Annotated in this window: 22 protein-coding genes and 6 tRNA genes; 19 read left to right on the forward strand and 9 right to left on the reverse strand. The window is 34.8% G+C overall.

Annotation, left to right across the window (positions count from 1 at the left end; genetic code table 11):
- Window positions 1–14: 14 nt before the first annotated feature.
- The 6 genes from OQK60_RS03590 to ileS all read right to left on the reverse strand — a co-directional run bounded on the left by OQK60_RS03590 (window position 15) and on the right by ileS (window position 7079).
- Window positions 15–863, reverse strand: coding sequence for an ADP-ribosylglycohydrolase family protein (locus OQK60_RS03590; protein WP_297684155.1), 849 nt, complete (start codon window positions 861–863; stop codon window positions 15–17).
- A 128-nt stretch (window positions 864–991) separates the two neighbouring features.
- Window positions 992–1246, reverse strand: coding sequence for a hypothetical protein (locus tag OQK60_RS03595; RefSeq protein ID WP_297684157.1), 255 nt, complete (start codon window positions 1244–1246; stop codon window positions 992–994).
- A 10-nt stretch (window positions 1247–1256) separates the two neighbouring features.
- Window positions 1257–1808, reverse strand: a complete 552-nt coding sequence (locus OQK60_RS03600; protein ID WP_297684159.1) for an HPP family protein — start codon at window positions 1806–1808, stop codon at window positions 1257–1259.
- A gap of 83 nt (window positions 1809–1891) precedes the next feature.
- Entirely contained in the window at window positions 1892–2797 is a 906-nt protein-coding gene (locus OQK60_RS03605) for a protoglobin domain-containing protein (RefSeq protein ID WP_297684161.1), read from the reverse strand.
- 24 nt (window positions 2798–2821) lie between these two features.
- Complete coding sequence (gatA, locus tag OQK60_RS03610; RefSeq protein ID WP_297684164.1) at window positions 2822–4159, reverse strand: Asp-tRNA(Asn)/Glu-tRNA(Gln) amidotransferase subunit GatA; 1338 nt, start codon at window positions 4157–4159, stop codon at window positions 2822–2824.
- Window positions 4160–4268: 109 nt separating this feature from the next.
- Complete coding sequence (gene ileS / locus OQK60_RS03615; RefSeq protein ID WP_297684166.1) at window positions 4269–7079, reverse strand: isoleucine--tRNA ligase; 2811 nt, start codon at window positions 7077–7079, stop codon at window positions 4269–4271.
- 123 nt (window positions 7080–7202) lie between these two features.
- Between ileS and OQK60_RS03620 the strand changes: the two genes are divergently transcribed.
- From OQK60_RS03620 to OQK60_RS03650, 7 genes are all read left to right on the forward strand, one after another.
- Window positions 7203–8291, forward strand: coding sequence for a CinA family protein (locus OQK60_RS03620; protein WP_297684168.1), 1089 nt, complete (start codon window positions 7203–7205; stop codon window positions 8289–8291).
- 74 nt (window positions 8292–8365) lie between these two features.
- Window positions 8366–8441, forward strand: a tRNA-Lys gene (locus OQK60_RS03625).
- Between the two features lie 23 nt (window positions 8442–8464).
- Window positions 8465–8541, forward strand: a tRNA-Asp gene (locus OQK60_RS03630).
- Between the two features lie 104 nt (window positions 8542–8645).
- Window positions 8646–8721, forward strand: a tRNA-Val gene (locus OQK60_RS03635).
- A 30-nt stretch (window positions 8722–8751) separates the two neighbouring features.
- Window positions 8752–8827 (forward strand) — tRNA-Glu (locus OQK60_RS03640).
- A 29-nt stretch (window positions 8828–8856) separates the two neighbouring features.
- A tRNA-Val gene (locus OQK60_RS03645) sits at window positions 8857–8932 on the forward strand.
- A gap of 120 nt (window positions 8933–9052) precedes the next feature.
- A tRNA-Asp gene (locus OQK60_RS03650) sits at window positions 9053–9129 on the forward strand.
- A gap of 48 nt (window positions 9130–9177) precedes the next feature.
- Here OQK60_RS03650 and OQK60_RS03655 read toward each other — a convergent pair.
- Window positions 9178–10290, reverse strand: a complete 1113-nt coding sequence (locus OQK60_RS03655) for an FtsW/RodA/SpoVE family cell cycle protein (protein ID WP_297684808.1) — start codon at window positions 10288–10290, stop codon at window positions 9178–9180.
- A gap of 49 nt (window positions 10291–10339) precedes the next feature.
- Here OQK60_RS03655 and OQK60_RS03660 point away from each other — a divergent pair, with 49 nt between their 5' ends.
- The 8 genes from OQK60_RS03660 to thrC all read left to right on the forward strand — a co-directional run bounded on the left by OQK60_RS03660 (window position 10340) and on the right by thrC (window position 18500).
- Window positions 10340–11314, forward strand: coding sequence for an RluA family pseudouridine synthase (locus OQK60_RS03660; RefSeq protein WP_297684170.1), 975 nt, complete (start codon window positions 10340–10342; stop codon window positions 11312–11314).
- On the forward strand, window positions 11262–12629 hold the full coding sequence (locus OQK60_RS03665) for a hypothetical protein (RefSeq protein ID WP_297684172.1): 1368 nt from the start codon (window positions 11262–11264) through the stop codon (window positions 12627–12629). Before OQK60_RS03660 ends, OQK60_RS03665 begins: the two co-directional genes overlap by 53 nt.
- 10 nt (window positions 12630–12639) lie before the next feature.
- Complete coding sequence (trmB, locus tag OQK60_RS03670; protein ID WP_297684173.1) at window positions 12640–13812, forward strand: tRNA (guanosine(46)-N7)-methyltransferase TrmB; 1173 nt, start codon at window positions 12640–12642, stop codon at window positions 13810–13812.
- Entirely contained in the window at window positions 13805–14476 is a 672-nt protein-coding gene (locus OQK60_RS03675) for an ABC transporter ATP-binding protein (protein WP_297684175.1), read from the forward strand. Before trmB ends, OQK60_RS03675 begins: the two co-directional genes overlap by 8 nt.
- Complete coding sequence (locus OQK60_RS03680) at window positions 14463–15275, forward strand: FtsX-like permease family protein (RefSeq protein ID WP_297684177.1); 813 nt, start codon at window positions 14463–14465, stop codon at window positions 15273–15275. Before OQK60_RS03675 ends, OQK60_RS03680 begins: the two co-directional genes overlap by 14 nt.
- The gene (locus OQK60_RS03685; RefSeq protein WP_297684179.1) at window positions 15272–16495 is read left to right on the forward strand and encodes a peptidoglycan DD-metalloendopeptidase family protein; all 1224 of its coding nucleotides are present in this window, start codon (window positions 15272–15274) and stop codon (window positions 16493–16495) included. The genes OQK60_RS03680 and OQK60_RS03685 overlap by 4 nt, the downstream gene beginning before the upstream one ends.
- A 77-nt stretch (window positions 16496–16572) precedes the next feature.
- Window positions 16573–16977, forward strand: coding sequence for a hypothetical protein (locus OQK60_RS03690; RefSeq protein WP_297684181.1), 405 nt, complete (start codon window positions 16573–16575; stop codon window positions 16975–16977).
- Window positions 16978–17027: 50 nt separating this feature from the next.
- On the forward strand, window positions 17028–18500 hold the full coding sequence (thrC, locus tag OQK60_RS03695) for a threonine synthase (protein WP_297684182.1): 1473 nt from the start codon (window positions 17028–17030) through the stop codon (window positions 18498–18500).
- Between the two features lie 26 nt (window positions 18501–18526).
- Here thrC and OQK60_RS03700 read toward each other — a convergent pair whose 3' ends face one another.
- Both OQK60_RS03700 and OQK60_RS03705 read right to left on the reverse strand, forming a co-directional pair.
- On the reverse strand, window positions 18527–18982 hold the full coding sequence (locus tag OQK60_RS03700) for an RDD family protein (protein WP_297684184.1): 456 nt from the start codon (window positions 18980–18982) through the stop codon (window positions 18527–18529).
- 85 nt (window positions 18983–19067) lie between these two features.
- Window positions 19068–19826 (reverse strand): pyrroline-5-carboxylate reductase, encoded by a 759-nt coding sequence (locus OQK60_RS03705; RefSeq protein WP_297684186.1) that lies wholly within the window; start codon window positions 19824–19826, stop codon window positions 19068–19070.
- A gap of 54 nt (window positions 19827–19880) precedes the next feature.
- On the opposite strand from OQK60_RS03705, the gene OQK60_RS03710 reads away from it, so the two are divergent.
- The 4 genes from OQK60_RS03710 (at window position 19881) to OQK60_RS03725 (ending at window position 23097) form a co-directional block, all read left to right on the forward strand.
- Complete coding sequence (locus OQK60_RS03710; RefSeq protein WP_297684188.1) at window positions 19881–21113, forward strand: glutamate-5-semialdehyde dehydrogenase; 1233 nt, start codon at window positions 19881–19883, stop codon at window positions 21111–21113.
- Window positions 21114–21197: 84 nt separating this feature from the next.
- Complete coding sequence (locus OQK60_RS03715; protein ID WP_297684190.1) at window positions 21198–21542, forward strand: hypothetical protein; 345 nt, start codon at window positions 21198–21200, stop codon at window positions 21540–21542.
- A gap of 187 nt (window positions 21543–21729) precedes the next feature.
- Window positions 21730–22785: a hypothetical protein gene (locus tag OQK60_RS03720; protein WP_297684192.1), complete on the forward strand. Its 1056-nt coding sequence runs from the start codon at window positions 21730–21732 to the stop codon at window positions 22783–22785.
- Between the two features lie 12 nt (window positions 22786–22797).
- A complete protein-coding gene (locus tag OQK60_RS03725) occupies window positions 22798–23097 on the forward strand; it encodes an iron-sulfur cluster assembly protein (RefSeq protein WP_297684194.1) in 300 nt (99 codons plus the stop codon).
- Window positions 23098–23126: the final 29 nt, after the last annotated feature.

Raw genomic sequence — 23126 nt, forward strand, 5'->3', positions numbered from 1 at the left:
AATTAACAAGAAGTTTATTTGAGCATATATTCTATTTTTTGAATCTCATTTATATCATCCACTAACTCTTGAATATTTTCAAACCCATCTTGAGAACCAAGTATCTGTGCAACGACCATAAAGCGTGCAGAACTGTCTCCTCCGGCTTTTGAATTGTTTATCATAAGAGTTTTAAAATCATCATCTATTGACAGCAGATGTATTACACCACTAAAGCCACCGTCAATTCCACAAGCTGGACCAAAACCTCTAATGGCATCAAATGTATCTATATCTTTAGAATTGACACCTTCATCTATCCACTCTGCAAGTTTTGGGTACTTAATCTTTAGTGTTTGAATATTGTTTTTTATATCTTGATTCTCTTTTGATTCCCAAAGTAGTTCGGCGAAAAACTGCGAAGCTAAATGAGCAAGCTCAGAGTTGTGAGTTATAGAAGTGAAATCTTTCACACGCGATAAAAACTCCTCTTTTGAATATACATGTATAAGTAGCGGGGCAATGCGGCCACAAATGCTCAAGTCACTTGATGTTGAACCCATCTCAACTAATGCATTGCGTGTAGCTCCATCAATATATCCATCATACTTAGACATTTTTTCTTTCCAAAATGAGTAATAATCCTCTTGATTGAACTCTCTGTTTTTTGACATGTACTCTAAAAGATAAAGAGCCTGATCGCCGTAATGAGTAAAATCACCTTTTGTCTTGCCTTTATGCCAGATTGATTGTGCATCATTAAGTGTTTGCCAGTCTATTGGTAAATTATCTAAGTCTTCTTCATCATAAATCCAATGAGCACCAAGAGCATAAGCATCCGCGGTTAATGAAGCGAGTATAGAGTTTTTAATTTTAGCATCCATTTTTTATGCCTTTTTGCAAATATTTTTTTTTATTTATATTATCAGTATAGTCTAAAATAGAGTGCTTTATTTATTTATGAAGCAATAAAATAAGTTGTAATTAAATATGTTTATTTATACATGTAGGATTAGATTTCTTCGTTTTTCCAGGCTTTTATAGCATCAGGAAGTGTTTCAAAACCGCTAACTCTTCCGATAATAAACACTTCATCAAAGACATAACAGCAGATATTGCCGTTTGGCTCCAACATAAAGACGGCATACTCATCTTCGCGTACATCTTTTGAGATAACCCTCATGCCGTCAACAGTATCATTTATCTCTACAATGTCATCATACTCTACATCAAGAAGTTCTTTGCCGTTACTAATATATGTAGCCATTTTTGCCTCTTTAAAACCAACTTCTTGGATAGTGTCTTTTTGGATTATTCGAAAGGTTATTTATTACTAAAGCTATAATGAGTAATATAAACGCCCCGACTGCAATAGGAGATATAACATACATGTAATCCAAACCATGGATTGTATCGCCTCCAATTACTGCAATAAGTGCAGTTGCTCCGCCTGGAGGATGCATTGTACATGTGTATTGCATTGCTATTATTGAGAGTGATACGGCAATGGCTCCTAACATAGAGATGTCAAGGTTGATGTATTTGTAAACTGTTATACCAATAATGGCAGATATAACATGACCGCCTATCAAGTTTCTAGGTTGTGAAAAATCAGCTTGGGGAGCACCGTAAAGGAGCACTGCAGATGCTCCAAAAGAACCCACAAGTAACATGCTGTTGAGTATATCTATTTGCATAAGTTTAGGAATAATTGAAACAAGATAAATTCCTATAAATGAACCGATTCCAGACCACATAATTTTACTAAATGGCTTTCTAGGTAAAGATCTCTCATGTCCTTTCATTCTGCTAAAATATGATTTAATCATTGTTAAATAATTCCTTGAAAAATATTAAAGTATTATAGCTATTTATAATACGAAAAATTACGATTTAAATCAAGATTTTGTTTTTAGACTGAGTTAGCCTTCTTTTTTACACCAACAAGCCAATATGCGATTGCTAAACTAACTATAACAAAACCGATAATTAAAAGATCATCTACTTTTTCGGAAGAGAGAGAATAAATCAATACCTTTCTAATAAGTGCCGCCATCGCCAACATAATAAAAGCACCAATGGCAAAGCCTTTGCCTTGAAGATGATTTATCTCTTCATGAATCAATTCAATAGCTGCCCATAAAACCAGCAAACTTCCTAAAACAGTTAATATGCCTTTTTCTATGCCGATATCGGAGAAAAACAGCAGATAAATGTCATAAACAAACAAACCAATTGCAAAAAAGGCAACAAGAGCCAATGCACCGGCAAGAAATAAATTTACATAAGAATTGAATTTTTTTAGACCGGATAAAATTGTTTTTTCAAATGAAGATAATGATAAAAATTTACTCAACTCCTCTTCTCTGTAAGAACTTGTGAGAACATCAAGGTTCATATCTATTATTTTCTCTACAGCATTGATTTCTTTAAGATGTTGCTCTTTATTATGAAAATGTACCTCTATGCTGTTTAAAACAAAAGTTCTTACAAAAGTGAAAGCTGAATTAACATAGTGAGTAGGCAGTCCAATCTTTACATGTATCTCACCAATTTTATATAGATACATAAAATACGGCATATCATATTTGCCGCAAAACAGGTTAATAAACCACTCTTTGATTTTTTTGCGATGGTGTGCAATAATATCTTTGTTCTTTAAAAATTGAGCAGTTTGTCCAAACCCCCAGATGTAATCATAAAACTCATCTATAAACTGATCTGCAAGTTCTTCCATTCTAGGTTGCAGATCTTTTAGTATTTTAGCTTCTTCTTCTGTGAACTTGTAGTCTGCTCTTAAAGAGTTATATTGTTGCATTGTTAATCCTTAGAATTTGATTGTCTAATAATTGATCTGTTTTTCCAAACTTAGCGCACCATCAAAGAGTGTCTGCTCATCATAAGCTTTAGCTATGAGCTGAAGTCCCACAGGCATGCTGTTTTTACCTTTGTTGATAGGAAGAGAAATAGCCGGAAGACCTGCTAGATTTACACTGATAGAGTAGAGATCACTCAGGTACATGTCCATCGGGTTTTTAAGCTCACCAAATTTAGGCGCAGTACCCGGTGCAATAGGTGAAAGTATCAAATTTACATCTTCAAAAATCTTAGCGTATTGGTCTTTGATGATGTGTCTAGTCTTTTGTGCTTTTACATAGTAGGCTTCATAGTATCCGCTTGAAAGTACAAAGTTTCCAAGCAGTATTCGGCGCTTGACTTCATCGCCAAAACCATTGCTACGAGTCTGGATAAAAGTATCTTCAAGATTTTTGCCCACTACACGGTTACCATAACGAACACCGTCATAACGAGCAAGGTTTGTAGTAGCTTCAGCAGTTGCCGTGATGTAGTAAGCTGAGATATCAAACTTAGCGTCCATTAACTCGCGTTCTACTATCGTATGACCTGCATTTAGAAGCTCATCTACCGCTAATTCATAAGCTTTTTTTACATCTTCACTAGCATTTTGTATGTGCTTGGGAAGTACAGCAATAGTGAGTTTTCTAGAAGAGTCTAATTTGTCTGAAACTTTGTCGTTCATATTTGCAGAAGTTGAGTCTTTTTCATCATGACCGCTGATGATGTCATATAAGATTGCTGCATCTTCAACATTTTGAGTCATCGGACCAATTTGATCTAGTGAAGAAGCATAAGCACCTAATCCATAGCGGCTCACACGACCGTAAGTCGGCTTCATCCCAACGATACCACAAAATGAAGCTGGTTGGCGGATAGAACCACCGGTATCACTTCCTAGAGCAGCAATAGCTAAACCTGCACCAACAGCAGCAGCACTCCCACCAGAACTTCCCCCCGGTACATGGTCTGCATTGTGAGGGTTTTGAGTCTTACCGTAAAAGCTAGACTCTGTAGTTGAGCCCATAGCAAACTCATCCATATTTGTTCTACCAAATGGGCTTAGTCCCGCTTTAGTCATCTTCTCTATTACTGTAGCGTTATATGGAGCTATATAGCCTTGAAGTATGTTTGACCCAGAAGTTACTGACCAGTCTTTTACTTGGATGTTGTCTTTTATAGCGATAGGCACGCCTTCGCCGACATTGTTTACATCTATGTAAGCATTTAATTCTGGTCTTGCTTGTATCTTTGCTTTTAATTCATCTTTAAATTTGTTTAATTCATCTTTATTTAATTTTAATGCTTCTTTTAGGGTAATCACAAAATTTCCTTATTTGAATTTTTTTACTAAGAGTATTCCAACAGCTACGAGAGCAAATATTGCGGCAATACTAGCTACGATAAATGAACTCTCAACAGGTTGTGAAAAATCAGGCAAGTGTTTTCCTGTCAGTATCTGCATTCTTAGAGTCTGAGTCTGTAGATGCAATTACTCTCTCACATCTTTGACATGTAGATTCTTCGTTTGGAGCTTGGTATTTCCAACATCTAGGACATTTAGCCTCTGTAGCTTTACCAAGAACAAAAACATCACCATCTACTGTAAATTTACCAAGTTCTTCTTCTGCTTCACCGCTTGTAACGCCTGAAACAACAAACCAGTCTTCTACTTCAGTTTTGTCCATGCCAAGAGCTGTTGTGGACTCAGTATATAAAACCAACTCTAAAGTATTTTTAATAATTTTTTCTTTTTTAAGAGCATCAACTATCTCATAAAGGCCTTCTCTAGCTTCATTCATATATTCAGGCTTGAAGTTTGATTCAACTGCTTCTATCTCTGTGTATAAAAAGTCAAAAATATCTGTTGCGTCACCTTTTATGATGGCAGGAGCATTCTCTACAATCTCATCTGCTGTGTAAGTTAAAATCGGTGCAACTAAAACTAAAAGAGATTTTGTCATGATTGCCATAGCGCTTTGAGATGAGTTTCTCTTAGCGTCTTTTAGACCGTCACAGTAAAGAGAATCTTTAGTGATATCTATGTAGATTCCACTTAGCTCATTAACAATAAAGTTGTTTAAAAGGCTCATACCGTGAACAAAGTTGTAGTGGCTAAATGATTTATGAACTTCGTTAAATACATTTCTAGCAACACTTAAAATCCATTTATCTAATTCACCCATTTGAGAGTATGGAGTTAGAGTTTGCAAATCATTGATATTTGCAAGCATGATTCTGAAGGTATTTCTAAGTTTTCTATAGTTTTCTGATGTCTGTTTCAAGATGCCGTTAGAGATTTTCAAATCACCTTGGTAGTCACTTGAAGCAACCCAAAGGCGAAGAATCTCACTACCGTACTCTTTTAAAATCTTGTCAGGGGCAATAACATTACCCTTTGACTTAGACATCTTTTCACCTTTTTCATCAACCGTGAAACCGTGAGTAAGAACCGCTTTGTAAGGCGCTTTATGCTCAACTGCACAAGACAAGAACATAGATGATTGGAACCAGCCGCGATGTTGGTCACTCCCTTCTACATAAAGGTCTGCTTGGTATTCACCGGCATCATAGTTGCGAGATTTTAAAACTGAGTTCCAAGTAGAACCAGAGTCAAACCATACATCTAAAATGTCAGTAACTTTTTCTACTTCATCGTGCGTATACCCAGAACCTGGATATAAAAGATGTTCTGTCGGCAGAGAGTACCAAGCGTCACTGCCTTGCATCTCAAATACCATAGCAGTAAAGTTAAGAACTTTTTCATCAAGGATTACTTCGCCTGTAGCTTTTACTCTAAAGAATGCAATAGGAACTCCCCAGTCGCGTTGACGGGAAATACACCAATCAGGACGGTTTTCAACCATAGACTTAAGTCTGTTTCTTCCAGTTTCAGGATAAAAAAGAGTCTTTTGCACTTCGCTAAGAGCAATGTTTCTTAGTGTTTCATTTTCGCCTTGTGGTTTTTCATCTACAGAGATAAACCACTGCTTAGTTGCACGAAAAATTAAAGGAGTATGACTTCTCCAACAGTGTGGATATGAGTGAGTAAACTTAGATTCATAAAGCAGAGCATCACCTAAAAGCTCTAAGATTCTATCATTGCATTTGAAAATAAGCTGACCGACAAACTCCTCAGGATTTGGAAGAAGTTTTTCTTTTACGACAGTCTCATCAAAACATCCAGTCTCATCAACGGGCATAACAACTTCAAGGTCATATTTTAATCCAACACGGTAATCGTCTTCACCGTGCCCTGGAGCTGTGTGAACACCACCGGTACCGCTGTCCATAAGTACATGATCGCCTAGAACGATTTTTGAAGTTCTGCCGTTTAGAGGGTTAGTTGCAACTTGGTTTTCAAGAAGTTTAGAGTCTACTTCTTGAGCTATTTCACCTTTTACAACGCCTAGTTCTAATAGTGACTCAAAGAGAGCTTTAGCAACGATATAACCATCAGTAGTAAGGACATACTTTTCCTCTGGATGCAAAGAGATACCTGTGTTTGATGGAAGCGTCCATGGAGTTGTAGTCCAGATAACTAAAGCAGCTTTTTTGCCAGCTAAATTGGCTTTTTCTTTTGCTGCGTCACTTAACTCAAATGCTACATAGATAGAGTGAGACTCTTTGTCTTCATACTCAACTTCAGCTTCTGCAAGTGCAGTTCTCTCAGCCCATGACCAATAAACCGGTTTACTTCTCTCAATTAAAAGACCTTTTTTAGCAACAGAACAAAGTGTACGGTAGATATTCGCCTCAAATTTAAAATCCATGGTAACATAAGGATTTTCCCAGTCGGCTAGTATTCCAAGCTGCTTGAACTCATCTCTTTGAATATCTACAAATTTAGCTGCATGAGCACGACAAAGCTCTCTTACTTTTGCAGTTTCTAAAAGCTCTTTTTTCTTTTTACCGCCAAGTTTTTTCTCAACTTGCTGCTCAATCGGTAGACCATGACAGTCCCAGCCCGGAGTAAAACGAACAGATTTACCGCTAAAATAGTTGTGTTTGACAATAATGTCTTTTAACACCTTGTTTAGTGCATGCCCAATATGTGTGTTGCCGTTTGCATAAGGAGGCCCGTCATGAAGAGTAAAAGCAGGAGCACCTTTGCGCTTAGCTTTCATTTTCTCATATATCTTTTTATCGTCCCAATCAGCATATCTTTTTGGTTCGTTATTAACAAGATTGCCTCTCATAGCAAAGTTTGTAGTAGGTAAAAGTAGTGTCTCTTTGTAGTCCATCTGTACCTCAAAAGTTTTTAAAATTTTTGGATTGTATCTTTAAAGGGTTTAAAAGCTACTTTAAAATATATAAATAGTGATATAATAAGCGAAATTGATTTGCTACAAAAGGCTCTAAACAATATGAAATTGCATGTGATATTTATCGGTAATAAATTTATATATAACACCTCTTTGCAAGAGTATGTTATTAGAAAAATAGAGCAAAAATCTGATTTTATTAGCTCAATAACATATTTTAAAGAGAGTGATAATTCACTGTTTTTATACTTAGAAAATGAATTAAATTCTTCAGCTAAGTTGTTAATCGTTACAAGTAAACATCATTTTTCTACTATAGGAAAGTTAATATGTACAGCTACAAGCGATAACCAGATTTTAAAAGACGGTATGTTAATCCCATCAAAAGTTAGTGTTTTTGAAAATGGAAGTTATCTTCTAGAGCATAACAACTCTGCTGCAAATGTTCTACATGTAGATGAGATGCAAGAACTTCCGGAGATACTTTTACACTTTGAAGATTCTAAGGCGACTATCCATATATTTGAAGAAGATAAAGATAGTGCAGCGGCTATGCTTAATCCGATTGCGCAAATGTACGATGTGAGATTAGATATTGTAAATCTAATCGATGGATGGCTTAGAGTTGATGTCAGAAGTAAAAAATATGGGGATATATCCAAGTTTATTCATTCTGCCAAGCAGTTGTTGCCAAATAAGCTTATCGGAGCCGCCTGTGTTGTCAGCTACATCATAGACAGGCTATCTGTAAATGAAAAAAGGATTACATTTGCTGAGAGTTGCACCGGCGGGCTCCTAACATACTATTTTACAAAAAACAATGGGGCTTCAAAAGTTCTTGACGGCTCTTTAGTTACTTACTCAAATGCTTTAAAAGAGAATTGGCTTGGAGTTGAAAACACAACACTAGAAAAATATGGCGCTGTAAGTAATGAAGTTGTGTCAGAGATGAGCAGTGGTGCGATAAATGTGAGCAGTGCAGATTATGCTATATCAGTCAGTGGTGTAGCAGGCGAAGGCGGCGGCACAAAAGAGAAACCGGTTGGAACTATACATGTAAGTGTTAGAACAAAAACAAAACATCAAGAAGCTCGTCTGAATTTGAGTGGAGACAGGAACTATATACAACATCAAAGTGTGCTATTTGCAATCAAAATGCTCATATTAATAGATAAAGAGATGTTTTTTTAAATTTGACTCTTTTTATCTTGACAATTGAAACCTATTTGTCTATAATTTCGACCTCTTAAGAAATAGAGAAAAATGTCTTGTTAGCTCAGCTGGTAGAGCACGTCACTTTTAATGATGTGGCCGATGGTTCGAATCCATCACAGGACACCATTTTAAACTTAAAAATAATGAATGCGGTGGTAGTTCAGTTGGTTAGAATACCTGCCTGTCACGCAGGGGGTCGCGAGTTCGAGTCTCGTCCACCGCGCCATTTTTTTGATTATTTGCACTCAAAACTTTGACTCATGTACTTTAAGTACACTTCGCCAAAGCTTTAAGCACAACTAAATTCAAAAAGCAATTTTTAAGCTTGATGGGCGCTTAGCTCAGTTGGTAGAGCGCTACCCTTACAAGGTAGATGTCACTGGTTCGAGTCCAGTAGTGCCCACCATTATTGAATAAACCTTTTGTTTATGAAAGTGACCCTTTCGTCTAGTGGCCAAGGACACTATCACTTCATGGTAGGGACAGAGGTTCAAATCCTTTAGGGGTCGCCACAAAATGGTGCTTTAAAAGTTGAAAAAATGGGCGCTTAGCTCAGTTGGTAGAGCGCTACCCTTACAAGGTAGATGTCACTGGTTCGAGTCCAGTAGTGCCCACCATTTTTTGCATTACGCTTCGTTGAATTTCAACCCGCTTAGTTTACTAAGCTTCGTTAAAATGCGCCTTGCCTAATACAAAAAACAATATTAATTATTGGTTATTAATTTTTTTCTTAGAGTGCGGTGGTAGTTCAGTTGGTTAGAATACCTGCCTGTCACGCAGGGGGTCGCGAGTTCGAGTCTCGTCCACCGCGCCACTCATAAAAATCATCAATATCTCTTATCTGTATCAATCAACACCCCAACTATAAAAAACTTTTTGTCCCTCGACCATCATACATGTCTTTATATCTGAAAGTGATTAGATTTTGCATAATTGCAAAAAGAATGATAAAGTTTATGAAACTACTTCCTCCATAGCTAAACATTGGCAGTGGAACACCAACAACCGGGGCATAACCAATAGTCATGGAGATATTTACTCCCATGTATATGAAAATCATAAAAGATATGGCTATGGTTACAACTTTTATATAATAATCATTATTAAATATACTTAAACTCATAAGATGAAGAATTAACATAACATATATGAGAATAATTCCCAATGCACCCAAAAAACCACTTCTCTCTACAAGAAAAGCAAAGATAAAGTCACTTGTAGCAATTGGCAGAAATCTCATCTGTGTTTGAGTTGCTGCATCTTTTGATTTACCTGTTAACCCGCCTGAACCAATAGCAATAATGGACTGCTGAACATGATAAGAGGGCTTTTCACTTAGAAAATCTATTATTCTTGTTTTTTGATAGTCATGTAGAAGAAATTTATATGCAAGAGGAGAAAAAAGAAGTATCCCGCCGACAATAAAAGCCCATATTTTCCAATATACGCCAATATAAAAAAGCACTCCATAACCAATTAGAAGAAGAACCAGCGCTGTACCTAAATCGGGTTCTCTAACAATTAAAAAAAATGGCAAGAGAATATAGGCGCTTATTTTTAAAAAATCTTTTATTCTGTAACCGTGTACCGGTGGCGGATTTTTATGTATAAGGTATGCCAGCATTAAAATAAGGGCAGGTTTTACAAATTCAGATGGTTGAATGGTAGCATTGATAAATGGTATATCTATCCATCTCTGTGCACCGAGTCTGGCATGTCCGAAAAATTCAACTGCTAAAAGCAGAGCTATATTTATCCAATATATTAAAGGGATAAGCCAGCTCATTCTGCGAATAGGAAGTAAAAAAACAGCGATAAATGCTAAAAATGCCACACCTACATATGCAGTTTGCTTCTGTGCCAAAGCTGGTACAACTTCGCCAATCAGCCAGTTGGAAGTAATTATTAATGGAATGATTAAAATAATAGAAAAGAAATCAAATTGTGCTAAAATACGCTTATCAATTCTCCACAAATTTATAACTCCATAAAGTTTTAGAAATTGTATCATAAAGGTTATTTAAATGGGCGAAATACAGAATTATATATGCGATAATGCACAACGATTGGATATTTTCTTGGCATCAAAACTTGAGCAGAGTCGCTCACAAATAGCACAGCTAATTAAAAAAGAGTGCGTTTATGTTGATGAAAAAAAAGTTCCTCGTGCCGGTGTTAAGTTAAAACTAGACCAAAAAGTAAGAGTCGAGTTACCAGAAGCACAAGCACAGCCGGCTTTAGAGATTGACTTTGAGGTTGAGATACTTTATGAGGATGATGATGTTTTGGTTATAAATAAACCAAGTGGAGTTACCGTGCATCCTGCTCCTAGTGTAAAAGAAGCAACTTTAGTCGACTGGCTAAAGCACAAAGGCATAAGGCTCTCAACAATAAGCGGCGAAGAGAGACATGGAATAGTACATAGACTCGACAAAGGCACAAGCGGAACAATGGTTGTTGCTAAAAATAATGAAGCTCATGAATTTTTATCTTCTCAGCTTCAGGATAAAAGTATGGGAAGATACTACATTGCAGTGTTAAATCCACCGCTAAAAGATGATATAACTACGATTGAGAAACATATTGCAAGAAATGCGCACAATAGACTTAAGATGGCATGTGAAGATAATACAGGTAAATATGCGAAAACTATGTTTAAAAATCTAGCACTCTCAAGCGATGAAAAAAATCAATTAGTTGCTTGTAAATTGTTTACCGGAAGAACGCATCAAATTCGTGTTCATTTAGAAACAATTAATCGTCATATAATTGGTGATCATATTTATGGAATAAGCCCAAAACAAGAGAAATCGGAACGCATTTTGCTTCATGCTTACATGATGTACTTTATTCATCCAACGACTAAAGAAAAGGTTTCATTTGTTGCACCATTTGATGCATATATGAAAGAATATGTTAATAAAAAATTTAATACGGAGACTATAAATGAAGTTATGGATACTAGCTACATTCTACACAGCTTCACTGCTGATTCTTAGTGGTTGTGGTGCGAAAGCCACACCAAAAAAGAAGGCGGTAATTGATGAGACACTGCCAATTGTTAAACTTACAAAAAATGGAACTATAGTAGATACTAATGCAATAGCGCTTGAGTGGGCTTCTATAAATGACCAAAGAGTAAAAGGCGTTTATATCTATAAAGCTGAACTCAATGAAGATGGAGGCGCGGCTGCTAAAGACGAATATTATGATACAGTTGACAATCGATTTTCTACTCATTATTTGGATAAAAAAATCAAGCCAAACACAAGTTATAACTATTATTTTAAAACATACAGTGCCGGAGCTGAATCTCATAAAAGTGAGACAACTCTTATAACATCTCTGCCTGTAATGGACTCTGTCACATGGATACACAGTATTGCCGGTATGCCAAGGAGTGCAAAAGTCATCTGGAGACCACATACAAACAACATTGTAAAATCATATATAATTCAAAGAAGAACTTTACAAGATACAAAATGGAAAGATATAGCGACCGTTGATGGAAGACTCAATGCAGAGTATATAGATAAAGGTTTAAAAGATAAATTTACATATAAGTACCGTATTAGAGCATTGACTTATGATGGTATGGTTTCAAATCCTAGTGAGGAAGTAAGTGTAATTACAAAAGCATTACCAAATGAACTCACCCAGATAACAGCAACAACTAACCTACCTAGAAAAATAAAAATTAGCTGGGAAAAAACAGACACTCAAGACTTCTTAAACTATAATCTGTACAGAGCTTCAAATGTTGATGGAAATTATAAACTACTTTTAGGATTAAAAGGAAATTCTTATGTTGATGTTGTTGAAGAGGATGCAAAACAGTATTTTTATAGAGTAAGTGTAGTTGATAGAGATGGACTAGAGAGTAAGTATGATAACTATTCTGTTCATGGCAAAACATTGGTAAAACCGACAACACCTTCACTAGTAGAAGCAAGGTTGATTAATGAACAAGTTAGAATATCTTGGAGTAATGCAGACCCAAGAGTTAAAAGCTACATCGTACAAAAAAGATATAAAAAGAGCCTTTTTGATGAAGCGATAGTTGATTTTGAAAACATAAAAGATGTCAAATTTATAGATGGTGAGATTAGTCCACAATCGGTTTATTATTATAAAGTGTTTTCTGTTGATGAAAATGACATAAAATCACAACCTAGTATAGAGGTTAAACTTAAAATAGGCAACATTCAACTAAATAAGCCAGAACAAACACAAACAAATTTTGTAGATACGAATTATAATGATAATAACGAAGAAGAAGAAGATGTAATCACACCAGTACAAGACTTTAACTAAACGAGGATAGATGCCACACTTACATATAGAAAAATTTAAAGAGATTACATTTCCATCTGAGCATGATGGAGTCTCTTTTAATTTTATAGCAGATAATATAAACCATAATAATGAAAAACTAATTGCCGTTACTGTTGAGGGTGATGATTTTTTTCTGCTGCTTAAAGAGGAAGAGAATAGAAGTCTTTTAAAATCAGACAAATTAACTCGACCGGCCTCTATATATAATGTGCATAAAGCACTTCTAGCTTACGCAAAAAAAGCAAATCTAAATGTTATAGCTTCAAATGTACCAGAACAGGAAAAAAATGTGCATCTTGAAGATGTAAATGCTTTAAAAAACATAGAATATTTTGCTTCAAGTTTTACTACAGATAAAGAGCTAAGAGTTGAGGTTGGTTTTGGTTCGGGCAGGCACCTTCTGCATCAAGCCGCGAATAATCCTGAAATTCTTTTTATAGGTATCGAGATACACAGACCCTCAATCGAACAGGTGTTAAAGCAGATAACTATACAAAAACTTGACAACTTGCTTGTGCTTGATTATGATGCAAGGCTTTTTATGGAGTTGATACCATCTAATATTGTGGGAAAGATTTATGTTCATTTCCCAGTTCCATGGGATAAAAAACCCCACAGAAGAGTTATTTCTACCACATTTATTGAAGAAGCAAGAAGAGTGCTTAAAGTCGGAGGACAGCTAGAGTTAAGAACAGACAGTGAAAATTATTATGCTTACTCTTATGAGACATTTATAGCCTTTAATAAAACTACTCTTTATATAAATAAAAATAAAGATATAGTAATAAGCTCTAAGTATGAAGACAGATGGAAAAAAATGGAGAAAAATATTTATGATGTAACAATGATAAATGAAGAAGATTCTCCGATTCTCTCTTTAGAAGGTGATTTCACTTTTTCTAAACCCAATCTTTCAAAAACGGACTTAGCGAAACTTCATAGTCAAACAAAAAAGTTTGATGGCGGCTTTATTCATTTTGAGAGAGCTTATAAGATTAAAGATGCGGTAATGCTTCGTATATCTATGGGCAGTTTTGACAGACCGGAGCATCTTTATCTTATAGTAAAAGATGATAGTGTAGAGTACTTCCCATCTTTACCGCTTAAGTCAAAAAGCAATCTGCTTGCGCATAAATTTCTAGATAAGGTTATTCATGGATAAGGTTATAATAGCTAAAAATTTATCTTTATCATACTCAAATAGTGAGACGATTATTAACAAAATTGATTTTTCCGTAAATTCCGGCAGCTTTGTCTTTATAACGGGAGCTAGCGGTAGCGGAAAATCCACACTATTAAAATCAATCTTTGGTGCATTAAAACCAAAACAGGGAAGTTTGATTGTTGGAGGAGTAGAACTTAACGGTGTTTCTCGTTCAAAGTTAAACTTTTTAAGACGACATGTAGGAATAGTATTTCAAGATTATAAGCTTATAAAAGAGTGGACTATAGATAAAAATATTATGTTGCCTCTTCTTATTAACGGTTATGTAAAAGATGTTGCTCAAAGCCAAGTCGATAAACTTTTAAAACATGTTAGACTAAATCATCAAACCGGAAAATATCCTTTAGAACTTAGCGGTGGTGAACAACAAAGAGTCGCTATGGCTAGGGCACTCTCACATAATCCCATACTTATTTTGGCAGATGAGCCTACGGGTAATCTTGATGAGTATTCTGCGGACTTGATTTGGAAACTATTAGAGGGTTCTAACGAGCAGTTAGGTACGACTGTCATAGTAGTCACCCATAATATTCCACAAAATCTGAATGTTGATTATAAACATTTTCACATAGAGTATGGGAGCATTCATGAAGTCAATTAAAAACCATCTCTCACTTGTAATAGCACTGCTTAGTATACTCTTCTCTATGCAGGTTTTTCTTATTGTGGATAGGTCTATAGATGCATACAAAGCAAACCTTGCAAGTAACTACTCTGTAATTGCTGTTAGTCAAAAAAAGTTAAGCAATAGTGCTATTTTAGATATAAACAAAATAATAGCAAGTGTTGAAGAGCTCTCGCCTGAGAGTGTCATAAAAAGATTAAACAGCAATATGCAGAGTAAAAATGTGGAGTTGTTGAAATTATCTTTACCAAAGTTTTATAAGTTGAGTCTTGCCTACTATCCAAGCCCAAAAGAAGTTAAAAAACTAACCAGTGATTTATTGCGTACAAGCTCTATAACAAAAGTGGAAGATTTTTCACATAATCACGACACTACCTACAAACTATTGCTCCTTTTTAAAAGTGTTGTTGCTATTTTTGCAATTGTTGTCTTAGTTGTAACGCTACTGCTTATCTTTAAAGAACTTAGAATTTGGCAATATAAACATAATGAGCGCATGAGTATTATGGGGCTTTTTGGCGCAGCAACATGGCTTCGTTCAGCAGTGCTTTTTAGATTAGCAATAGTTGATGCACTTATTGCAAGCGTTGTGGCATTTGGAGTTTTTCTATATGTCTCTTCGCTGCCTTGGGTGCTTGAGCAGTTTAATAATATAGGAATCAGTATAGTTGTTTTTAACCCAGTAGAGGACTTTTTGCTGATTTTAGGAGTTGCTATGTCTATTTCTGTTGTTTTAGCATCTTTGATAGTTTTAGGGCATAAAGAAGAGGTATGATTCGTTTATTAATAATATCAATTTTATCATTTTTGCTTCTAGAAGCAAATAGCAGTGTTGATACAAAGATAAAGAAAACAAGTTCAAAAATAAGTACATATAAAAAAGATTATAATAATTTAAATAAGAAGATGGACCAAAACGCAAAGGCCATTTTAAAACAAAAAAAAGAGATTGAAATACAGCAAAAGTATCTTAAAGAGCTAAAAGAAGAATTAGAAAGTAAAGCAAACTCATATAAAGAAAATATTACACAGCTAAAAGTATTGGTAGATCTTCAAAACAGTCTAAAACAAGACGGGAACAAGCTAGAGGAAGAACTTGCGTTTACAATAGCTCAAAGTGTCTCTTTATCAATTATACTAGAAGAAGAGTATACTGCAAATGAAGAGTCTTTGATAGAGTTTGAGGTTCTTAGTCTTATGCTCAAAAATGCAAAAGCCAAAATAGAAGATTTAAACAGTAAGTTCTACAACAATTCTAAAAACATAGATATAATTGTTTCTCAATCTGCATATTTAGAAAAAGAGATAGCGAATATTGATGCAAAAAGAAAAGATCTTATCGCTACACAAGCAAAAAATAAAAAAGCTCTGCAAAAATTAAAAACAGCAAAAGCATCATATAAAAAAGAGTTGAAAAAAGTTTTAAAAAAGCAAGACACTCTTAAAAATACTCTAGCAAAATTAAATATCATTAAAATAGATGAAATAAAAAAAGCTAAAGAAGAAGCTGCCAGAGCGAAGGCATTTGATGCCAAGAGTATTATCTCAGACAAAGATTTACCAACTGTAAAAAAACACGGCAGCAGCTATAAAGCTGCAAAAACAAAAAAATATAAAGGTGCAAAAACAATAGCACCATTTGAGCCATACACAATTACAAAAAAATATGGAACATATACAGATCCTATTTACGGCATAAAAGTTTTTAATGAATCTATATCACTAAAACCAAGCCAAAAAAATACAAAAGTTAAAACAGTATTTAACGGTAAAGTTATTTATGCCGATAAAACAGCTGTTTTGGACAATATTGTTATTGTTGAGCATAATAATGGGCTTCATACCATCTATGCAAATCTTTCTCAAATATCTCCAAATATTAAAAAGGGCAAAAAGATTAAAAAAGGTTATACTATCGGGCGAGTTAATGATGAACTAGTGTTTGAAGTGACCCAAAAATCATTTCATATCAATCCAATAAGACTTTTTCAGTAAATTAAAACTACTTTAAAACATTTTTGGTTACTATGTATTAGAAAAGTATTATTATAAATTTGTAGTGGGAGCTTTAAATGGATTCTAAAGAAGATGTTGAAAATCATCATCACAATCTTTTATATTTCAATCAAATGGTTGAAAAAGGCGGTCGCGGGGAAAAATTCAGAAAACCCAAAAAGCAGGAGCCTAGCTCTTTTTCGTCACAAAAGGTTGAATTAAGCGATTATTTAACGGTACCGGAAGGGTATGAAGGTATTGCTTACGCTTTGTATTTTTTGTTAGTTCCATATATAACAGGTCTTGTTTTCCTTTTTATATTTATAGCTGGAGGAAGTTTTGAAAATTTTGCACTCTTAGATTCAAGTGCATTTCTAATAGTTTGGATGATTGGTTATGAAATTGTTGCAAGCTGTATATTGATTGCTATTTTTATTTCATATTTGAGGTATGATAAGTCACCTAAAAAAAGAAGGCACTAAAACAGTACTAATTTTGCTATAATTTCAAAAAAATTTAGGTAAAGAAAAATATGAACTTTATTCAAACTCGCGGATGCGATAAAAACAAACCTCAAAGTGTTACATTCTCCGAAGCTATTTTATCCCCTATAGCTTCATTTGGCGGTCTTTATGTGCCCCAAAAATTACCAGACCTCGGTGAAGAGTTTTTAAACAAACATTTAAACTCATCATACAAAGAATTGGCATCTGACATGTTGAGTCGTTTTGAGATTGACATAGATAAAAGTGTTATTGATGAGGCTCTTAATCTTTATGATAAATTTGATGATGCAAATAACCCTGTTCCTGTAGTAAAAGTAAAAGAAAATCTTTATGTTAGTGAACTTTATCACGGGCCGACTCGTGCATTTAAAGATATGGCACTTCAACCATTTGGTGTTGTTCTATCTTCAATAGCTCAAAAGAAAAATGAAAATTATTTAATACTTGCTGCTACAAGCGGTGATACGGGCCCCGCTGCACTAGAAACTTTTAAAAATCGTGCAAATGTGCAGGTAGCCTGCCTTTATCCAGATGGTGGGACTTCTGATGTTCAAAGACTACAGATGGTTACAGAGGATGCAAAAAACTTGAAAGTTATCGGGATTAACGGTGTTTTTGACGATGCTCAAAATGCACTCAAAAGACTTTTGGCTTCTGATAGCTTTAAAGCTGCGCTAAAAGAGAAGCATGTCTCTCTCTCAGCTGCTAACTCTGTAAATTTTGGAAGAATTATTTTTCAAATTATTTATCATATTCACAGTTATCTAGAGCTAGTTCGTCAAGATGCTGTTGCTATGGGTGAAAAGGTTTACTTAAATGTTCCAAGCGGAAACTTCGGTAATGCTCTTGGTGGTTACTATGCTTGGAAAATGGGACTTCCAGTTGAAAAAATTATCATCTCTTCAAATGAAAACAATGTTTTAACTAAACTTATTAAAACCGGAAAGTATGATTTAAGAGACTCAAAAGTAATTTTAACCACTTCTCCGGCGATGGATATTTTAAAATCATCAAATGTAGAGAGAATTCTTTATGACATGTTTGGAGATGATAGAACAAGAGAACTTATGCAAGACTTGGAAAATCAAAATTTTTATGAATTGACAAGCGATGAGCTTGCACAACTGCAAAATAGTTTTGATGCCGATTTTTGTAACGGTGATGAGGGAAAAGCATATATTAAAGATTATTTTACAAATTTTAATTACCTTATGGACCCGCATACTGCTACATGTATTAAATCTTTTGAGACTTGCTCAAACCCAGAGATAAAAACTATCGCTTACTCAACTGCCGAGTGGACAAAGTTTTCACCTGTAATTGCCAATGCTTTAACAGGTGAAGTTGACGCAGAAGATATCATTGCTTTAGAGTCTATCTCAAAAGAAGCAAACTTAGAAATCCCGGCTATGGTCAAGGAACTTTTTTCTAAAGAGATTGTACAAAGTACAATTATAGAAAAAGAAGATATAGAAAAAGAGATATTAAAGTTTTTATAACTAACTTATGAGCAATAAATTTACACTTATTGCTCTAGGGCTACAAGTGAGTCAGAATTTACTACGATAGTATTTGAAACAATGTCATGGAGTCCTTGTTTTCTCTTACGAAAAATCACCATTAAAAATCCAAAAAGAAAAATTATACTTGATAATATATACCCTAAGAATCTTATAGTTCCTTGTTTATAGTCAATAGTCTGAAGCGTGTCGGCATCTACAATCTTTATTTTCATTATTTTTTTTCCTGGCGTAGCACCGTCAAACTTTACCCAAAATGTAATCATTAAAAAAATCAAAATAAGAGTTGTAAAAATTCTATAAAGTCCCACATTGAATGAGTTTTCAAAATCAGGAAATGGGAAAATAAGTATAATTGTAAAAATAGCAAACAACGCGTTGTCGATGGTAAAAGCTATCCATCTTGCTATGAAACTAGCATACTCAACTTTTGTTTTGTCATATTCTTTTGTTTTTTGCATATTTTCCATCCATATTTATTATGGAGATTGTAGCAAAATTGTGATAAATATTAGCTAAACAAAAAATAATATATATTTTGTAATATTAAAGCTCTGTAGCTTTTTTATAAGCTTGTGCAATAGCGTCTATACAAGCAGCTCTAACATTTCCATCTTCTAATGCACCATAACCGGCTGCTGTTGTTCCGCCTGGGCTCATAACAGCATCTTTTAATAGTGCAGGGTGGATATCTTGTATAAGTTCACCAAATCCGGCAAAAAGGCCGCGCATAGTTGCCATGGCATCAGCTCTTTTCATCCCCTGTTTGACAGCACCATCAGCCAAGGCTTCGGCAATAAGTGTTAAATAGGCAGGACCGCTTCCCGCAAGACCGGTTGCAATATCTAACTCTTTTTCAGATGATAACCAAAGTGTCTCTCCAATAGCACCTAAAAGCTCTTTGGCTTCAGCTTTAAACTCCTCATCACCGGTAAGTGTAGTCATAGATTTTCCAATACTTGCAGCAAGATTTGGCATAGCTCTTACAACAGCATTTGGATGTAGATTGTGTTTTAGCTTACTGATAGTTGTGCCGGCTAAAACCGAGTAGACAACTCTTGCTTTACCCTTGATTCTTGCAGCAACCTCTTCAACATTAACAGGTTTGACACAAAATATCACGGTTTTGTTTTCAATACTGAAATCATCCATAAGTGCTTTATCTATTTCTATGCCAAGTTCATCTTCAAATTTATTTAGTTTGTCTATGCTTCTGCCAATAACTTCGATTTTGTAACTTTCTTTTAAACCCTTAGCAATGCTAAGCGCCATATTTCCGTTTCCGATAAAAGTGATAGTTTTCATAGTAGTCCTAAATTTTTTATGGTAGTATAGCATTATTAGAACAAAGGTGAAAATATGGAACAATTTTTAAAAGAAGCTAAGAGCGGGAGTAGGGTTTTATCTACGATTAGCGGAGCAGATAAAAATAGAATTTTAAGACAGATGGCTGAAGCTTTAAGAAGCAACACTATGGATTTGCTTGAGGCGAATGCTATTGACATGTCAGATGCAGATAAAAATGACTTAAGTTCAGCCTTGAAAGATAGACTGCTTTTAGATGAGAGTCGTATTGATGCGATGGCGGTGGCAATAGAAGAGATAGCAGCGCTTAAAGAGCCGGTTGGCCGTGTTATTGATGGATGGGTGACAGAAGATGGACTAAAGATAGAAAAAGTATCTATCCCTATCGGTGTTATCGGTATCATTTATGAATCTCGTCCAAATGTAACATCAGACACTGCAGCCCTGTGCTTTAAAAGTTCAAATGTATGTGTCCTAAAGGGCGGTAAAGAAGCTGAAAATTCAAACAAAGCTATTGCAAAAGTTTTGCAAGCTGTTTTAGCTAAAAATGATTTGCCGATATCTTTGGTGTCGCTTATCCCCGATTCATCAAGAGAGGGTGTAGCAAAACTTATAAAGATGGATAAGTATGTTGATCTGATTATTCCCCGCGGCGGAGCAGGGCTTATAAAATATGTAAGTGATAATGCAACTGTGAGTGTTGTAAAGCACGATAAAGGACAATGTCATACTTACATAGACAAAGATGCAAAGCTAGATAACGCTATAGCTATCGCAATAAACGCAAAAGTTCAAAGACCAGGTGTTTGTAATGCTATGGAGACTCTGCTTGTTGATAAAGCTATAGCATCAGAAGCACTTGTAAAGTTAAAAGCAGAATTTGATAAAGCCCATACAGAGTTAAAAGGTTGTCTTGAGACTCAGGCAATTATAGATGTTGCAAATGCAACTGACGAAGATTATGATACTGAGTATTTAGCAAATATATTAAATATAAAAGTGGTTGATGGAGTTGATGGAGCAATTGAACATGTAGTTAAATTTAGTTCAGGTCACTCTGAGGCTATAATAACTGAAAATATATCTGCAGCAGAGAAATTTTTAAATGCTATTGATGCAGCAGCTGTCTATGTTAACGCTTCAACTCGTTTTACAGATGGCGGAGCTTTTGGCTTCGGTGCAGAAGTCGGAATAAGCACAAATAAGCTTCATGCTCGCGGACCAATGGGGATAGAAGGACTCACTACTTATAAGTTTAAAATCTATGGAAGCGGACAAATTAGATAATTGTTAGCAAAGGTTGACACACATCAACTAAATAAGCAAAGATATACAATATAATCAAATATATAAAAACAAAGGATTATAAACATGTCTTTAATACCAAGTGAAGCTTCTAAAGTAGAAGTTGCCGGAGCAACGGTAGATTTTTTTGAGTTAAAAAAAGATGGAGAGAGTACTTACTATTTTGATACATCAAAATGCGGTCCTCCTGATCCAATGGTAAATGCAATGAGTGGCTTGAGACTTATAAAAGGAACAAACAATAAGCTTGTTATGATTAACCATAAAACACCGGGTGGATTGTTTTCAAAACTTGAAGATGATATATCTCATGAAGCCCAAGAAGTTGATGGCGGTTTAGTAAAAATTACATTTACAAGTAATAATTCTTCAGCTGCAAATACAGATTTTGAACAAAATGCTTGTCATTAAATAATTAATGTTTTCAGTTTCGCAAGATTTTGCACCTCCATTTAAATTAATATCTCCCTTTTTTATATTGGGGAGTTTTTTTTATTTGGCAGCAATCATATATTTATTTTTTTTCTCCGCTGAAAATATATCACTTTTAGATACCAAGGTATTGAGTCTAACTCATCTTTTTTTACTTGGATTTGTTATGATGACAATTTTTGGTGCAATGGCTCAGTTAGTGCCTGTGGTTTTGGAAGTGGGACATTTTGGTGTAGAACTTTTTTATGCTATATGGCCGCTTCTGTCAATCGGAACCATACTAATGGTTTTAGGATTTTTAAATTATCCACAACTTCTTCCTTATGGTGGTACTGTAGTCCTAATCTCGATGATGATATTTGTTATGGAGATATTTTTAACAATCAAAAAAGTTGAAAAATTAAATCTTGTTATAACTAGTATTTTAATCTCAAATATATTTCTGTTTTTTGGAATAATCTTTGGTCTTGTTATGGCATTAACATACGCAGGAATCATAGAAACAGATATATATGCGCTTCTTAGAAGTCATGTATTTTTAGTAATAGGAGGTTATATAACTATAACTCTTATGGGACTTTCAGTTGTGTTGCTTCCAATGTTTGGACTTTCACATGGATTTTCTAAAAAACCACTAGAAATAGCTATGGCTATGATGAGTGTTGCTGTTTTGATAGTTGTATCATCTTCATTTATAGAGTTAAAAATTTTAAATTATATTGGCTATATTTTATCAATATTATCGCTCATTGTATATTTTTACATGGTGCAGACTATCTATAAAACAAGAGCTAGAAAAGAGATAGATATATATGTTAAATCGCTTCTATTCTCATATTTTTCTATGATTGCAGCTTTGTTTCTAGCTGCTGCTTATCTGATTTTTGATTTTGAACCATTGCTTTTGAGTTCTGCTTGGTTGATATTTTTTGGTTTTTTTGGATTTGCTATTACAGGACATGTATATAAAATTATTCCATTTCTTGTGTGGTTTGAAAGATTTTCACCGCTTGTCGGAAAAGAAAAAGTTCCAATGTTAACAGATATGCTTCCAAAGAAAAGCTCATCAGCGCAGTTTGTTTTTTCTGCAATTGGGGTGCTAGTGATTGCTATCGCAATTTTACTTCAAGATGACGCTCTCATAAAGGCAGGTGCTTCATTTTTACTAATGGGCGCATTAGCCTTAGTTAGAAGTGTGTTTTTTATGATAAATTATAAATAAAGGAATTAAGAAATGTATTCAAAAGAAGAATTATTTTTAGCTATATCAAATGTAATCGACCCGGAAGTTGGTTTTAACCTTGTTGAGATGGGGCTTATTTATGACGCTTCATGTGACGATGAAGGAAATGTACATGTGACTATGACTCTTTCAACAAAAGCTTGTCCTATGCATCAACTTATACAGCAGTGGGTAAAAGAAGCAGTTCAAAAGATGGCTAATATAAAAGAGGTAGAGATAGAGTTAGTTTGGGAGCCTGAGTGGAATGTCACTATGGCTGACGAGCATGTAAAAAAAGCACTGTCACGCTAGTACATGTAAAGAAATCTTTAGAGGATGAA

Source organism: Sulfurimonas sp., from assembly GCF_026196735.1.
Taxonomy (GTDB): domain Bacteria; phylum Campylobacterota; class Campylobacteria; order Campylobacterales; family Sulfurimonadaceae; genus Sulfurimonas.

Bases quoted from the DNA above. Each gene is read 5' to 3' on its own strand.
- OQK60_RS03675 (WP_297684175.1), top strand. From the start codon at position 13,805: ATGGATAAGGTTATAATAGCTAAAAATTTATCTTTATCATACTCAAAT.
- OQK60_RS03715 (WP_297684190.1), top strand. From the start codon at position 21,198: ATGTCTTTAATACCAAGTGAAGCTTCTAAAGTAGAAGTTGCCGGAGCA.
- OQK60_RS03725 (WP_297684194.1), top strand. From the start codon at position 22,798: ATGTATTCAAAAGAAGAATTATTTTTAGCTATATCAAATGTAATCGAC.
- OQK60_RS03660 (WP_297684170.1), top strand. From the start codon at position 10,340: ATGGGCGAAATACAGAATTATATATGCGATAATGCACAACGATTGGAT.
- OQK60_RS03685 (WP_297684179.1), top strand. From the start codon at position 15,272: ATGATTCGTTTATTAATAATATCAATTTTATCATTTTTGCTTCTAGAA.
- trmB (WP_297684173.1), top strand. From the start codon at position 12,640: ATGCCACACTTACATATAGAAAAATTTAAAGAGATTACATTTCCATCT.
- OQK60_RS03605 (WP_297684161.1), bottom strand. From the start codon at position 2,797: ATGCAACAATATAACTCTTTAAGAGCAGACTACAAGTTCACAGAAGAA.
- OQK60_RS03600 (WP_297684159.1), bottom strand. From the start codon at position 1,808: ATGATTAAATCATATTTTAGCAGAATGAAAGGACATGAGAGATCTTTA.
- OQK60_RS03720 (WP_297684192.1), top strand. From the start codon at position 21,730: ATGATGACAATTTTTGGTGCAATGGCTCAGTTAGTGCCTGTGGTTTTG.
- thrC (WP_297684182.1), top strand. From the start codon at position 17,028: ATGAACTTTATTCAAACTCGCGGATGCGATAAAAACAAACCTCAAAGT.
- OQK60_RS03595 (WP_297684157.1), bottom strand. From the start codon at position 1,246: ATGGCTACATATATTAGTAACGGCAAAGAACTTCTTGATGTAGAGTAT.
- OQK60_RS03705 (WP_297684186.1), bottom strand. From the start codon at position 19,826: ATGAAAACTATCACTTTTATCGGAAACGGAAATATGGCGCTTAGCATT.
- OQK60_RS03665 (WP_297684172.1), top strand. From the start codon at position 11,262: ATGAAGTTATGGATACTAGCTACATTCTACACAGCTTCACTGCTGATT.
- OQK60_RS03680 (WP_297684177.1), top strand. From the start codon at position 14,463: ATGAAGTCAATTAAAAACCATCTCTCACTTGTAATAGCACTGCTTAGT.
- OQK60_RS03590 (WP_297684155.1), bottom strand. From the start codon at position 863: ATGGATGCTAAAATTAAAAACTCTATACTCGCTTCATTAACCGCGGAT.
- OQK60_RS03710 (WP_297684188.1), top strand. From the start codon at position 19,881: ATGGAACAATTTTTAAAAGAAGCTAAGAGCGGGAGTAGGGTTTTATCT.
- OQK60_RS03690 (WP_297684181.1), top strand. From the start codon at position 16,573: ATGGATTCTAAAGAAGATGTTGAAAATCATCATCACAATCTTTTATAT.
- ileS (WP_297684166.1), bottom strand. From the start codon at position 7,079: ATGGACTACAAAGAGACACTACTTTTACCTACTACAAACTTTGCTATG.
- OQK60_RS03700 (WP_297684184.1), bottom strand. From the start codon at position 18,982: ATGCAAAAAACAAAAGAATATGACAAAACAAAAGTTGAGTATGCTAGT.
- OQK60_RS03620 (WP_297684168.1), top strand. From the start codon at position 7,203: ATGAAATTGCATGTGATATTTATCGGTAATAAATTTATATATAACACC.